General features: G+C 60.4%; 14 protein-coding genes and 3 pseudogenes. 12 read left to right on the forward strand and 5 right to left on the reverse strand.

What is annotated here, in order from left to right:
- Nucleotides 1-36: 36 nt before the first annotated feature.
- On the reverse strand, nt 37-684 hold the full coding sequence (locus FZ934_RS10140; RefSeq protein ID WP_153270969.1) for an MBL fold metallo-hydrolase: 648 nt from the start codon (nt 682-684) through the stop codon (nt 37-39).
- Nucleotides 685-865: 181 nt separating this feature from the next.
- Between FZ934_RS10140 and FZ934_RS10145 the strand changes: the two are divergent.
- The 6 genes and pseudogenes from FZ934_RS10145 to FZ934_RS10170 all read left to right on the forward strand — a co-directional run bounded on the left by FZ934_RS10145 (nt 866) and on the right by FZ934_RS10170 (nt 5,481).
- Nucleotides 866-1,475: pseudogene (locus tag FZ934_RS10145) on the forward strand (DUF1236 domain-containing protein).
- Nucleotides 1,476-1,698: 223 nt separating this feature from the next.
- Entirely contained in the window at nt 1,699-1,965 is a 267-nt protein-coding gene (locus FZ934_RS10150; protein WP_153270970.1) for a hypothetical protein, read from the forward strand.
- A 369-nt stretch (nt 1,966-2,334) separates the two neighbouring features.
- Entirely contained in the window at nt 2,335-2,766 is a 432-nt protein-coding gene (locus tag FZ934_RS10155) for a MarR family winged helix-turn-helix transcriptional regulator (RefSeq protein ID WP_432443578.1), read from the forward strand.
- Between the two features lie 18 nt (nt 2,767-2,784).
- Nucleotides 2,785-3,485, forward strand: a pseudogene (locus FZ934_RS28540) (response regulator).
- Nucleotides 3,486-3,513: 28 nt separating this feature from the next.
- Nucleotides 3,514-4,890, forward strand: coding sequence for an ATP-binding protein (locus FZ934_RS10165; protein ID WP_153270972.1), 1,377 nt, complete (start codon nt 3,514-3,516; stop codon nt 4,888-4,890).
- Between the two features lie 6 nt (nt 4,891-4,896).
- Nucleotides 4,897-5,481 carry a DUF1349 domain-containing protein gene (locus FZ934_RS10170; protein ID WP_194273697.1) on the forward strand — a complete coding sequence of 195 codons (585 nt, stop codon included), beginning with the start codon at nt 4,897-4,899 and terminating at the stop codon, nt 5,479-5,481.
- Here the strand turns inward: FZ934_RS10170 and FZ934_RS10175 are convergent, their stop codons facing one another.
- From FZ934_RS10175 to FZ934_RS10190, 4 genes are all read right to left on the reverse strand, one after another.
- Nucleotides 5,482-5,823, reverse strand: coding sequence for a tRNA-binding protein (locus FZ934_RS10175; protein ID WP_056823588.1), 342 nt, complete (start codon nt 5,821-5,823; stop codon nt 5,482-5,484).
- Between the two features lie 12 nt (nt 5,824-5,835).
- Nucleotides 5,836-6,660 carry a pyrroline-5-carboxylate reductase gene (proC, locus tag FZ934_RS10180; RefSeq protein WP_153270973.1) on the reverse strand — a complete coding sequence of 275 codons (825 nt, stop codon included), beginning with the start codon at nt 6,658-6,660 and terminating at the stop codon, nt 5,836-5,838.
- A gap of 1 nt (nt 6,661) precedes the next feature.
- Nucleotides 6,662-7,162: a YbjN domain-containing protein gene (locus FZ934_RS10185; RefSeq protein ID WP_113361829.1), complete on the reverse strand. Its 501-nt coding sequence runs from the start codon at nt 7,160-7,162 to the stop codon at nt 6,662-6,664.
- A 391-nt stretch (nt 7,163-7,553) separates the two neighbouring features.
- On the reverse strand, nt 7,554-7,814 hold the full coding sequence (locus FZ934_RS10190; protein ID WP_113361828.1) for an accessory factor UbiK family protein: 261 nt from the start codon (nt 7,812-7,814) through the stop codon (nt 7,554-7,556).
- Nucleotides 7,815-8,108: 294 nt separating this feature from the next.
- Between FZ934_RS10190 and lgt the strand changes: the two genes are divergently transcribed.
- The 6 genes and pseudogenes from lgt (at nt 8,109) to FZ934_RS10220 (ending at nt 14,095) form a co-directional block, all read left to right on the forward strand.
- Nucleotides 8,109-8,957 carry a prolipoprotein diacylglyceryl transferase gene (gene lgt, locus FZ934_RS10195; protein ID WP_194273698.1) on the forward strand — a complete coding sequence of 283 codons (849 nt, stop codon included), beginning with the start codon at nt 8,109-8,111 and terminating at the stop codon, nt 8,955-8,957.
- A gap of 23 nt (nt 8,958-8,980) precedes the next feature.
- Nucleotides 8,981-10,081: a class I SAM-dependent methyltransferase gene (locus FZ934_RS10200; RefSeq protein ID WP_153270974.1), complete on the forward strand. Its 1,101-nt coding sequence runs from the start codon at nt 8,981-8,983 to the stop codon at nt 10,079-10,081.
- Nucleotides 10,082-10,162: 81 nt separating this feature from the next.
- Entirely contained in the window at nt 10,163-10,957 is a 795-nt protein-coding gene (pgeF, locus tag FZ934_RS10205; protein ID WP_153270975.1) for a peptidoglycan editing factor PgeF, read from the forward strand.
- Nucleotides 10,958-10,962: 5 nt separating this feature from the next.
- The gene (locus FZ934_RS10210; RefSeq protein WP_153270976.1) at nt 10,963-12,114 is read left to right on the forward strand and encodes a M24 family metallopeptidase; all 1,152 of its coding nucleotides are present in this window, start codon (nt 10,963-10,965) and stop codon (nt 12,112-12,114) included.
- 98 nt (nt 12,115-12,212) lie between these two features.
- Nucleotides 12,213-13,042: pseudogene (locus FZ934_RS10215) on the forward strand (hypothetical protein); the annotation flags it as partial.
- Nucleotides 13,043-13,162: 120 nt separating this feature from the next.
- Nucleotides 13,163-14,095, forward strand: coding sequence for a ribose-phosphate pyrophosphokinase (locus FZ934_RS10220; protein WP_153270977.1), 933 nt, complete (start codon nt 13,163-13,165; stop codon nt 14,093-14,095).
- The last annotated feature ends 73 nt before the right edge of the window (nt 14,096-14,168 follow it).

Consider the following 14,168-nt stretch of genomic DNA (forward strand, 5'->3'; position numbering starts at 1 on the left):
AAGCGCCGCGTTTCGCGGCGCTTTTTGTTTGTTCGGTCAGATACCCTGGAGAAAGGGATTGCTGCGGCGCTCGTCACCGATGCGGCTGCCCGGGCCATGGCCGCAGATGAAGCCGACGTCATCACCGAGCGGGAGCACCTTGTCGCGGATGGAATCGAGCAACTGCTGATGGTTGCCGCCGGGAAGATCCGTTCTGCCGATAGACCCGTTGAATAGAACATCACCGAGATGCGCGAAGTTTTGCGCACGATTGAAGTATATCACATGTCCAGGCGCGTGCCCCGGCGTATGATATACTTCAAAGCAATGGTTGCCGAATGAGACCGTGTCGCCGTCCTGCAACCAGCGGTCGGGAACGACGTTTTGCATGCCTGACGGGAGACCGTATTTCTGCGCCTGCGTCTCGATGCGCTGCAGAAGCGGGAGATCGTCTTCGTGCGGTCCGACAATATCGACACCCAGAGCTTCCTTCAGCTCCTTGGCGCCGCCGGCATGATCGAGATGCCCGTGCGTCAGCCAGATTTCCTTGATAGCGAAGCCGTTTTCCTTGATCGCCTGCAGGAGGATCGGAACATCCCCGCCTGGATCGACGACGACCCCTTCCTTGGTATCGGGATCGAAAAGGATGGTGCAGTTCTGCTGGAACGCGGTTACCGGTACGATCCCGGCCTGGAGCATGCCCATATGTGCCTCGCTTCGTCTCTGAGAGAGCTTGGGTATAGTCAGAAATACCCGCGCGCGCAGCCGTATTTTTTCGAACACTGCGTTCTCGGCGATCCTTCGTCGGCCTCCTCCTCGTCCGCCATCCGGAACCTGATCCCTCCCCCAGACGTTAACGAGCATCCAAAACAAGGAGACAACCGAGATGACCTTGAAACGAAATCTTTTCCTGGCTGGCGTGATCGTGGCGGCGAGCGCCGGTATTGCCAGGGCGGAAATGACAGCAACGGCCATCAACGACCTGAATGTTCGCGCTGGCCCGGGCACTCAGTATCCGTCGGTCGGCGTGGCAACGCGCGGCTCCCAAACCTTGCTGGACGGCTGCGTCGCCGGGAGCAACTGGTGTCGGGTGGATGTCAACGGAATGCGCGGATGGGTGTACGCGCAGTATCTTCAGGTCGATCAGGGCGGCGCGCAGGTGGTCGTCGATCAGAACCGCGACGACCTCGGCGTCCCGGTCGTGACCTATGAGACGACGGCAAGCGTGGCCCAAGCCGAGCCCACCCCCGTGACGAATTGCTTGGCCCGGTCGGATCAGTGGAAGCCATCTCTCCCCGGAGACAGTAACCACCTATGTTGAAACCAATCCCGGCGAAACTATCAGCCTTGGCGGCGACGTCGTTGTCGGTGCGACCGTACCGGGCGACGTGGCTTTCCAGGAAATTCCTGACTATCAGTATCGCTACGTGAGGATCAACGATCGTCCGGTTCTGGTCGATCCAGGCACACGCCGGATCGTCTACGTCTATCAGTGATCGACCGATCAACAAGCAAAGGCAGCTCCTGGAGCTGCCTTTGTTTTACCGCCTCCCGCATGGGTTGCCATCCATTTATTTTCCCTTCCGCATATGATAACATCCTGATATTCAGACGACATCCATGACCTCGTCGGACTTCGGATCGCCTGTGTGGCTCGCCATCCGCAGACGATCGCGCAGCCGGCAACGGCGTTTGAGGAAACGCGAAGGAGGGATAATCATGGAAGCACTCATACCAATCCTGACACAGATAGTCGCCGGCGCTGTCGGCGGGAATGCCGCGAGCGGTGCGTTGAAGCAGGTGGCGATCAGCGTCGTGGCGCGCACGATCGTCGGTGCGATCGGTGGCATCGGCGGTGGCATGTTGCTCAGCATGTTCGGCGGCGAAGCTGCGATGACAGGTCTCGTGGCCGACGGAATCGGCGGCCTGATCGGTGGCGGCATCCTGTCGACCATCGTTGGCGCCGTCGCGGCAAAAGCACGGTAAGCAGGAGGCGGCTGGTCGCGCCTCAACCCCCGGCCAGCCGCCGGCCTCGCCTCAATAAGTTTCCGAAATTTGGCAGGACCATTGGCAACCAATATCCGTTGCCGTGCATCCGTTCTGCGCCATCCCTGTTGATTGTTGTCCCGATTGCGTTCTATCCACTGGAACGGGGAATATCCGTGGGGAAGTCTGCCGCGACAGAACGTTTGCGAATCAAGCGAGGCTCAAGCGTTACCGGGCCTGAAGGCCTACCCCTAAAATAGCGACAGGACGGCACCAGACGCATTCTGCAATGGACGCCACCCGAAGAGAGGGAATGCCAAATTGGCACGAAAGAGCAGCCCAGCAGCGACAAAGCCGGAACCACTGAAAATGCCGATGGAAAACACCGGTATCATCGACTTTGACATCATAGAGCTGCTGTTTTTCTCCTATCGCGACTTCGTTTCCGATCCGGATGCCATCCTCGCGAAAAGCGGCTTCGGACGTGCCCACCACCGGGTGGTGCATTTCGTTAACCGAAACCCGGGCATGACCGTTGCCGATCTGCTCGATACGTTGAAGATAACCAAGCAGAGTCTTGCAAGGGTACTCAAACAACTTATCGATTCGGGGTATATTCGCCAGATTGCTGGTCCGGAAGACAGGCGGCAACGCAAGCTCTATCCGACCGAAGCAGGCCGCGAATTGGCCTTCGCACTCGCGGAGCCGCAATCGCGCCGTATTGAGAAGGCATTCGACGGGGCTTCTGCCGAAATGCGGGAGGGCATCAAAGCCTTCCTGAGGGGCATGCGGAACACATAAAATTCGAAAGCGGACTGAATGGCGCCAAAGACAGTGATTTCGGACGATGCGGCTCACCTGCTCGTTGTGGACGACGACACCCGTATCCGCGCGCTTCTCAATCGCTATCTGGCGGAGAACGGTTTCCGGGTGACGGTGGCGGCCGACGGTGCGGAAGCACGGCGCAAGCTGGCCGGTCTCGATTTCGACCTCATCGTGATGGACGTGATGATGCCCGGCGAGTCCGGCATCGACGTGACCAAGGGCTGCGTTCGATCAAGAACGTGCCGATCATCATGCTGACGGCGCTGGCCGAATCCGGCAACAGGATTGCGGGCCTCGAGGCCGGCGCCGACGACTACCTGTCGAAGCCGTTCGATCCGCGCGAGCTCGTTCTGCGCATCAACAACATCCTGCGCCGCAACGCCTCCAACGACACGCCGAAGATCGAACAGGTGATGTTCGGGCCCTATACCTTCTCTTTGACCCGCAAGGAATTGAAGAAGGCATCCGAAATCGTGCGCCTCACCGACCGGGAGCAGGAAATCATGCTGCTCTTCGCAAAACGCGCCGGCGACACGATCCCGCGCCACGAACTGATCGGCAACGACGTGGACGTCGGCGAACGGACGATCGACGTGCAGATCAATCGCCTGCGCAGGAAAATCGAAGACGATCCGGCAAATCCGGTCTGGCTCCAGACGGTTCGTGGTATAGGATACCGGCTGAGCATCGATTGAACGCCCAATGTCAGGACCGGCGGTTTAGATGGTGACATTCGACTCTTTGCGGCGCGAGGACCGCGGGCCTGCGCATGGCTGGCGCTGGATAACCCGCAGATTGCGCCATTATCTCCCGACTGGCCTCTATGTCCGCTCCCTGCTCATCATCATCATCCCCATGGTGCTGCTGCAGTCGGTGGTGGCGGCCGTGTTCATGGAACGGCACTGGCAGATGGTCACGCAGCGGCTTTCCATGGCCGTCACGCGCGACATCGCCGCGATCATCCAGATCATCGAGACCTATCCGCAGGACACCGATTACAGCGAAGTCACGCGCATCGCCCGCGATCAGCTCGGCTTGCAGATCTCCGTCGAGCCTGACGGCGAGCTGCCGCCGCCGCGGATCAAGCCGTTCTTCTCCATCCTCGACGGCATTCTCAGCGACGAACTCACCGACCAGATCAAGCGACCCTTCTGGATCGATACCGTCGGCGATTCCAATCTGGTCGAAATCCGCGTCAAGCTGGCGGACAAGATCCTGCGTGTGCTTGCGCGGCGCAGCCAGACCTACGCCTCGAACACCCATATCTTCATCGTGTGGATGGTCGGCGCATCGCTCGTCCTGATCGGCATCTCAATCCTCTTCCTGCGCGGTCAGATCCGGCCGATCCAGGCGCTGGCGTCCGCCGCCGAAAGCTTCGGCAAGGGCCAGAAAGCCGACAACTTCTATCCGCGCGGCGCGGACGAAGTGCGCCGCGCCGGCCTCGCCTTCATTCTCATGCGCGAGCGCATCGAACGCCAGATCGAGCAGCGCACCGCTATGTTGACGGGGGTCAGCCACGACCTGCGCACCATCCTGACGCGCTTCAAACTGCAGCTTGCGCTTGCCGGCGATCATCCGGACCTTCAGGGCTTGAACGAAGACATCAACGACATGCAGTCGATGCTCGAGGCTTACATGGCCTTTGCACGAACCGAAGTCGAAGAAGATGTCGGCGAACTGAAGCTCAGCGACCTCTTCGAAAAGCTCGAGCCGGACTTCGCCCTGAACGGAAAGAACCTCGCCTATTCCATCGAAGGCGAAGACGTTATCTCCGTCCGGCCGAATGCTTTTACGCGCCTCGTTATCAACCTTGCCTCAAACGCCCGCCGCTATGCGAATACGCTGAAGATCGACGCCAAGCACAGCGCGAAATGGCTGACCGTCACCTTCGATGACGATGGCCCCGGAATTCCCGAGAAGAACCGCGAGGATGTCTTCAAGCCCTTCTTCCGGCTCGATGAGGCGCGCAATCTCGATGCCTCAGGCACGGGGCTCGGCTTGGCGATCGCTCGCGACATTGCCCGCAGCCATGGCGGCAATGTCACGCTCGGCGACAGCCCGCTTGGCGGGCTGCGCGCGACGATCCGCGTACCCGCGTGAGGACCAATGAGTTTCTTTTCCTCTGGCATGCAATGGTTCAACCCGCCGCCGCTCGCCACAGAGCAGCCTGACGACTCGCTGCTCGTCCGCTCCGGCGAGAACACCGACTTCTGGCAGGAAACCTACTACGGCTTCCATCGCGACGACGGCCATTTCCTGCACATGAGACGTCGCGGCGACTTCACCGCCGAGGTCTGCTTTTCCGCCGACTATCAGGCGCTCTATGACCAGGCAGGGCTCATGGTGCGAGCCGACGAAACGAACTGGATGAAATGCGGCATCGAATACACCGACGGTGCCAAGCATTTCAGCGTCGTCGTCACGAACAAGCGTTCAGACTGGTCAGCCTTTCGCCTCGATCATGCATTCGATCGGATAAATGTCAGAGTAACGAGAAACGGCGACGCGCTTTTCATCCAGTACAGAACGGACGGGATGACCGACTGGCGCATGGCGCGGCTCGCATGGTTCGACCCGCAGTTCGACCAACTCGATGTCGGCCCGGTGTTTTGCTCCCCGCAGCGCGCCGGCTTCGAGGCAACATTTCATGATTTCTCGCTGACAGATCCTCTGTCGCGAGACATTCACTGATCACATCAGCTTCTTGCCGTTTGGCACCGGCTTGTCGGTCGCGGCAAGCACGATCGCGCCGGCCTCGTCCTCAAAACCAAGGGTCAGGACTTCCGAGCGAACCGGACCGATCTGCCGCGGCGGAAAATTGACGACGCCGAGGACCTGTCGACCGACGAGGCTCTCCGGCGTGTAGTGCACGGTAATCTGTGCCGATGACTTCTTCAGGCCGATCTCCGGCCCGAAATCGATCAGCAGTTTGAAAGCCGGTTTGCGGGCTTCCGGAAACGGGCTTGCCTCGACGATCGTGCCGACCCGGATTTCGACGCGCTCGAAATCGGCATAGGTTATTTCTTCGGCCATAAATGGGTCCCCTCAGCCGGCGAGTTCTTCGGCGCGCTTGCGGGCTGCCTCGAGCGCCTTGTCGAACAAAGGCTGCATCGCATCCTCGGCCATCAGGACCGACAATGCCGCCGCTGTCGTGCCGCCGGGCGACGTCACGTTCTGCCTCAGACGCGAGGCGTCGTCGGGGGACTGGTGCAAAAGTTCACCAGCCCCCGCGACAGTTTCCCGTGCGAGGCGCATGGCAAGGTCCGCCTGCAGGCCAAGTTTACGGCCTGCTTCTGCCATACACTCGACGAGATAGAACACATACGCCGGGCCGCTGCCCGAGAGAGCCGTGACGGAATCGATGTCCGCCTCGGTTGGCACCCATTCGACAGGACCCGAAACACGCAACAGCGCCTGTACCTGATCGCGCTGCTGTTCGGTTACTTTTGCATTGGCAAAAGCACCGGTAACGCCGCGCCCGACCATAGCTGGCGTATTCGGCATGGCGCGAACCATCGCCGCTTCACCAAGATGCGTTTCAAGGAATTTCAGCGTCTTGCCCGCGGCAACCGAAACGACCACTGTCCCGGCGCCGACAGCGCTTTTGACAGCCGGCAACACCGTTTCCATCACCTGCGGCTTGACGGCGATGAAAAGCACGCCCGCCTTGAGGTCCGCAGGAACCGCCGTAACATGCGTTGCGCCTGCATCCCGGATAGCGTCCATCATCTTCTCGGACGGGCCGGGATCGACAACGACGACAGAGCCGCCGGAAACGCCGCTCTTCAGCCAGCCTGCCAGCATAGCGCCGCCCATGTTACCGGCGCCCACAAGAACGATGGGCGCCGACGCCGAAACACCTGAAATCATCTTACGCTTCGCCTACCGTTTCGAACAGAACCGCTTCCATGGCGCGAGCAGCGTCCATCCCGGACCAGATCACGAACTGAAAGGCCTGATAATAGGCCTCGCAGGTATCGAGCGCGCTCGCAAGCAACACCTCGACCTGGCGGTTCGTCGGTTCTGCGCCACCAGCAAGCAGAAGAGACTGACGGAAAATAATGACATCTTCCTGGCGCCAGAGGTCGAAATGCCCCATTAGCACCTGGCCATTGATGCCAGCCAGAAGCTTCGTCACCTCGTTGACCCGCTGTTCCGGAACCTTGACGTCGAACGCGCATCCAAGATGCAACGCTTCGAACTCTTCCATCCAGGAAAAGGAGACGTGGTAGTCCGTCCATTTGCCTTCGACCGTCATCGCGATTTCATCATCGCCAGACCGCTCGAAAGCCCAGTCGTTATTGGCGGCGACGTACTCGATCATATCGACCGGGTTCGACTGACGCTCGACTTCCAATTCCATAAGGCTCATGCAGCACCTTCTTGACCGGAGTGAATGCGGCCCAACTTCGTCAAACACGACGCAAGCAAGAACACACGCAGCTACCGGAAACCACCAACCCAGATGACCGTTGAACCGCTACCAGACTTACGCAGTTACCCTGCCTGGAGCTTACCAACCGCTTCGAATCATCATTTAAAATCAGTGTATAATGCGTCCGGGGTATGCTAGCCCCATGAGGGCCTTTTAGGGAACGCCACTGTGGAAAGGTCTTCGGATTTGCATTCAGGAGGAGGGATTAAACGACTCTGCGAATTGGCTTTTTTGGCAGTGTCCACAGGTGGATAAGCACACCTGATTTTTTGGGTGTAGCCGCGGCGTGTCTCTTAAAGGTCACACCGCGACCTGTGTCAGAACGGGATTACTTGCCGGCTGCTGCCAGCTTCTCTTCCAAAGCAGCAATGCGCGCCAGCAGCGCGTCGTTTTCGTCGCGAGCCTTGATGGCCATCTCGCGAACAGCCTCGAATTCCTCACGCTTGACGACGTCAAGGCTGTTGAGCCAGCGCTCGGCCTGCGCACTGAAAGCCGTTTCGATTTCCTTGCGAACGCCCTGGGCCGCGCCAGCCGCATCGGTCATGAGCTTGGCGAACTCGTCCATGATGCGGTTTGTCCCTGTCGTCATGGCGGACTACTCCCTTTGAAACACTTGAATTCCGGCCATCGGTGGCCCTCGGAAATGAGGTAGGGCTTCGCCGTTAAGGATGCAAGCGCTTTGCGCTGGATAAGAGGCAGCCTGCGTGACCCATCGCTCACAATCGACTTGACCACCCGTCGGCTCAGGGCCATCTTCCGCCAACCTTGGGTGCCGAGCGCCTTGAAAAAGACGTGGATCGGATGCCTTTGCACTTCGAAGACGCGTACGGACATTGAGTCTTTCAGCCCTCGATGGGTCCGTGCGCCAGCGGATGGGGACACCTTGCCGACAGTAGCCAACCTCCTGGCAATCATGCCTTTTCCGAATATCGACCCGATCGCGTTTTCGATCGGCCCCATCGCGATTCACTGGTATGGCCTCGCCTATGTCGCCGGCATCATGCTCGGCTGGTATTACGCGCGCCTGATTGCCGGCAATGACGCCCTTTGGCCGGGCAACGCCTCGCCCATCTCCAAGACCCAACTCGATGACTTCATTGTCTGGGTGGCACTGGGCATCGTTCTCGGCGGCCGCATCGGCTACATTCTCTTCTACGACATGCCTGCCGTCATCGAGAGCCCGATCCGGGCCATTCAGATCTGGAACGGCGGCATGTCTTTCCACGGCGGCCTGACCGGCACCACGATCGCGATGATCATTTTCGCGCGACGGAACGGCATTCCGCTCTGGAGCCTTTTCGACATCGTTTCGGCCGTGGTTCCGATTGGCCTGTTCTGCGGCCGCATCGCGAACTTCATCAACGGCGAACTCTGGGGCCGCCTGACCGATGTGCCTTGGGCTTTCGTGTTCCCGAACGGCGGCCCCTTCGCCCGCCACCCCAGCCAACTGTATGAAGCAGGCCTCGAAGGCATCGTTCTCTTGTCCGTGCTGACGATCCTGATTTTCGCGTTCCGCGCCCTGAAGACACCAGGCCTGGTCACCGGCGTATTCGTCTGCGGTTACGCTCTGTCGCGGATATTCGTCGAGTTCTTCCGCGAGCCCGATGCGCAGCTTGGCTATCTGCTGGGAACAAACTGGCTGACCATGGGGATGGTTCTGTCCTCGCCGATGGTCCTGCTTGGCCTGTGGGCGATCCTCCGCGCCCGCAGCCGCGCGGCCCTGCAAAGCTGACCTGTGCCGGTACGGAGGAGCCCATGACGACTGCTCTCGGGGAAAAGATCAAGACGATCATCCAGGCCAACGGTCCGATCAGCGTAACGGATTACTTTTCGCTTTGCCTGGCCGACCCTGATCACGGCTACTACAGGACACGCGAACCCTTCGGCCGCTCCGGCGATTTCGTGACCGCCCCTGAAGTCAGCCAGCTATTCGGCGAAATGATCGGCGTCTTCATCGTCCATGCCTGGCAGCGCCACGGTGCGCCTGCTGACGCGAGGTTGGTGGAAATCGGACCCGGCCGCGGGACCATGATGGCCGACATGCTTCGCGTCATCGAGCGCCTCGCGCCGCCTCTTTTCGATGCGATGAGCATCCATCTGGTCGAAACGAGCGAACGCCTGCGGGATGTCCAGCAGGAAACACTTGTGGCGCACGAGGGCAGGATCAGCTGGCATGACAGCTTCGACGAAGTACCGCAGGGCTTTACCCTGATCGCTGCCAACGAGCTCTTTGATGCGATCCCGATACGCCAATTCATCAAGACCCCCACCGGCTTTCGCGAACGCATGGTCGGCGTTGATGCGCAGGACGAGTTGTCGTTCGGTGTCGGCGTTGCGGGCGTCGACCCGTCCCTGCTGCCAGCCCAGGCCTCGTCCGTTCCGGTCGGGACGCTGTTCGAGATCTCGCCTGCCCGCCAGTCTGTGATGACGGCGATCGGCGACCGCCTGATGCAGTTCGGCGGCACCGCACTTGCGATCGACTACGGCCACCTGACTACCAGTTTCGGCGACACGCTTCAGGCGGTCCGCATGCATGAATTCGACCCGCCGCTGGCTCATCCCGGCGAAGCCGATCTCACCTCGCATGTCGACTTTCAGGCGCTTGCGGAAACCGCCCAGGCATCAGGCCTCTATCTGAACGGCCTGCTGCATCAGGGCGATTTCCTCGTCGGTCTTGGCCTGTTGGAGCGCGCTGCCGCCCTCGGCCGTGACCGTCAGCCGAACACCCAGCAGATGATCCAGGCTGCCGTCGATCGGCTGGCCGGTGAAGGCGAAGGCAAAATGGGGGAACTGTTCAAGGTCATGGCCGTTTCCTATCCGGCGGTCGATCTCATGCCTTTTCGACCAGTAGATTGACAGGATGTTTTCGACTGACCAACATTCGCTCTTGTTGAAGACTGTTTCGAAAAGAAGCCCATACCAATCTCGGAATTGCTGATGACTGACACGCCCTCCCCGGCACCCCTCCAAAGCGCCCTTCTGACAGAGGCGACGGGCGAGGCCATTCGCCATGGATACTTCACCCGGCAGGGCGGCGTGTCCGAGGGAATTTATCGAGGACTGAATGTCGGCCTCGGCTCGAACGACTCGCGCGAAAAGGTAGTCGAGAACCGCAGGCGCGTCGCCGAATGGTTCGATCTACCAGAGGCAAGTCTTGCCACCGTTCATCAGGTTCATTCGCCGGATGTCGTGGTTATCGAGCCCGGATATGACGGCACCCGCCCCGCAGCCGATGCGATGGTGACGGCGACGCCGGGCGTTGTGCTGGGCGTTCTCGCCGCCGATTGCGGCCCGGTCCTTTTTGCCGATCCCGAACACGGGGTCATCGGTGCGGCGCACGCCGGCTGGAAAGGTGCGCTGACGGGCGTTCTCGAAAACACCATCGACGCGATGGAAAAGCTTGGCGCCAGCCGCCAGACGATCGTTGCCTGCCTTGGCCCGTCGATCAGCCGCAGCAGCTATGAAGTCGGCCCCGAATTTGTCGATCGCTTCCTCGCCTACGACCCGGCTTACGAACGCTATTTCACCCCGTCGTCGAAACCCGGCCACGCGATGTTCGATCTTCCGACGCTGACAGTCGATAGACTGCGTGCGGCAGGCATTCGCGCCGAAAGCCTCGGCATCTGCACCTATCCCGACGACGAACGCTTCTTCTCCTATCGCCGAACGACGCACAATCGCGAACCGGACTACGGCCGGCAGATCTCAGCGATTGCCATAAGGGAGGTTTGAACGACATGGCCCTTCATTTCGAAAAGACCGAATTCGCAAACCGCCTGATACGGCTCACCGACGGAATGAAGGAAGAGAAGCTGGATGCGGTCCTGCTGTTCGCGCAGGAAAGCATGTACTGGCTGACCGGATACGACACCTTCGGTTATTGCTTCTTCCAGACGCTCGTGGTGAAGGCCGACGGCACGATGGCGCTGTTGACGCGTTCCGCCGACCTCAGGCAGGCGCGTCACACCTCGATCCTCGACGATATCCAGATCTGGGTCGACCGCGTGAACGCCGATCCGACCGTCGACCTGAAGAACATGCTGGTCGAGATGGACCTGCTCGGTGCCCGCATCGGTGTGGAATACGACACGCATGGAATGACCGGACGCGTTGCCCGCCAGCTGGATACGCAACTGACCACGTTCGGCCAGATCATCGATGCGTCATACCTCGTCAGCCGGCTGCGGCTGGTCAAGAGCAACGCCGAAATCGTCTATGTCGAGAAGGCAGCAGCGCTTGCCGACGACGCGCTTGACGCTGCCCTCGCCCTGACGAAGCCCGGCGCTGACGAAGCTGAAATCCTGGCCGCGATGCAGGGAGCCGTGCTCGCCGGCGGCGGCGACTACGCCGCCAACGAATTCATTGTCGGCTCCGCGCAGGACGCCTTGCTCTGCCGCTACAAGGCCGGTCGTCGCAAGCTCGACACAAACGACCAGCTGACGCTCGAATGGGCCGGCGCCTATGCTCATTATCATGCGGCCATGATGCGAACGATCGTGATCGGAGAGCCGAGCTATCGGCATCGCGAGCTCTATAATGCCTGCCTGGAGACCATGCAGGCGACCGAAACCGTCCTTACTCCAGGCAAGGTCTTCGGCGATGTCTTCGACATGCACGCCAAAATCATGGATGAGCGCGGACTGGCGCGCCATCGCCTGAATGCCTGCGGCTATTCGCTGGGCGCCCGCTTCTCCCCCTCGTGGATGGAGCACCAGATGTTCCATGTCGGCAACCCGCAGCCGATCGAGCCCGGCATGTCGCTTTTCCTCCATATGATCATCATGGACTCCGACAGCGGTGCCGCGATGACGCTTGGCCAGACCTATCTGACCACCGATGGCGCACCGCGCGCCCTTTCCCGGCATCCGCTCGACTTCCTCAACGTCTGAGCCTTGATCGACGACAATCCGCAATTGACACGGACCGACCCGCGCCGTCATAAAGTCAGCCGGGGCTCTACGCGCATGCGGGAAGGACGACACGAGGGATGACGCGACTTGCGACAGCATCCACGATTTTTGCATGCCTTGCCCTGCTCTCTGCCTGCAATACCACGGACGCACTGACGCTGACGCCTCTCGTCGACATCGGCGAAACCTCGAGCGCACAGCGCTCATCCCCCGTCAGCCAGGGCGAAGCCGAGCAGATGGCTGGCGCCTCCTCACGCAGACAGGCCTTTGCAGTCGAGTCCCGTCAGAACAGCGGCGGCTATCATCCGGCCTATGTTGAGCAGCCGGGCTACGTCCAGCAGCCAAGGCAGGGAAGCGGCGCTCCGCCGAAAACCATGGACGAGCAGGCGCTGGCGCTTCAGAACGAAACCCGGCCCCCGCGGTTTCAGCGCCGATGCGGAGCCAGCCTCTCTCCGAGCCGGTATCGAACGCGCAGGCAGAAGAAGAGGATATGGTCGAGCAACCCGCCGCGAAGCCGGAGCAGACGGCAATGCTGCGATCGGCTCCGGCACAGGGCGGCGCGACGGTGCGCTTCCTTCCGATCATCGGCGCCCCGGTGCAGGCCGTCACGCCATTGTCCAGGCAGCTCGGCAACGAGGCGCGCGCCCACGGCCTTTCGATCAAGAGCTCCAACGACAACAGTAGCGCCTATATCCTCAAGGGCTATCTATCCGCCTTCACCGACAGCGGAAATATCACGGTGGTCTACGTGTGGGACGTGCTTGATAACAGCGGCGCCCGCCTCCACCGCATACAAGGACAGGAACAGGTGCCGTCTTCTGCCAAGGACCCGTGGGCAGGCGTTCCGGCATCCGTGATGCAGCAGATCGCATCGCGAACGATCAGTGAGTTTTCGTCGTGGCGCGAGGGCGTGGCGGCTAAGCCACAAGCTTTTCAGAAATATGGAAGCTTGAGGCGCCTTTACGCTTGCATTCACGAAGAAGCTGGCTAAAAAGCGCGGCTATCAGCAGGTAACAGGCGGACCAAGATGAAGGTTTTCGCAGGCAATTCGAACCGGCATCTCGCCGAAGCGATCTGCAACTATCTCAATGTGCCCTTGGGCAGAGCCACCGTCCGAAGGTTTGCCGATCAGGAAATCTTCGTCGAAGTCCAGGAAAATGTGCGCGGCGAGGATGTCTTCCTCGTGCAGTCGACGTCCTTCCCGACGAATGACCACCTGATGGAACTGCTGATCATGATCGACGCTATGCGCCGCTCTTCGGCACGTCGCATCACGGCGGTCCTTCCCTACTTCGGCTATGCTCGTCAGGATCGCCGCGCTTCCGGGCGTACGCCGATCTCGGCCAAGCTCGTCGCGAACCTCATTACTGAAGCAGGCGCCGATCGCGTTCTCACGCTTGATCTCCATGCCGGGCAGATCCAGGGCTTCTTCGATATCCCGACAGACAACCTCTATGCCGTGCCGATCCTGACGCGCGACATCAAGGCGAACTACAATCTCGGCAACGTCATGGTCGTTTCGCCTGACGTCGGCGGCGTGGTGCGCGCTCGCTCGCTCGCCAAACGCCTGGACTGTCTGCTGGCGATCGTCGACAAGCGTCGCGACCGCCCCGGTGAATCCGAAGTGATGAACATTATCGGCGACGTGACAGGCAAGGATTGCCTGCTGATCGACGACATCGTCGATTCCGGCGGCACGCTCTGCAACGCCGCTGACGCCCTGCTCGCCCAGGGTGCCGCCAGCGTCACCGCCTATATCACCCACGGTGTTCTCTCGGGTGGCGCGGTAACCCGCATCACCTCCTCAAAGCTTCGCGAGCTCGTTACCACCGACTCCATTCAGCCGACCACGGCTGTACAGTCGGCGCATAATATCCGTGTCATCAGCACGGCGAGCCTCATAGGCGAAGCGATCAACCGCACGAGCCAGGAAGAGTCTGTCTCCAGCCTCTTCGATTGATCGGAAATCGTGCCTGCACGCCGGGGCTTTTGCCGACGTGCAGCTTCCGCTAGAGTTCTTCGAAATTCTTCAG

The sequence above is a fragment of the Rhizobium grahamii genome (assembly GCF_009498215.1).
Taxonomy (GTDB): Bacteria; Pseudomonadota; Alphaproteobacteria; order Rhizobiales; family Rhizobiaceae; genus Rhizobium; species Rhizobium grahamii_A.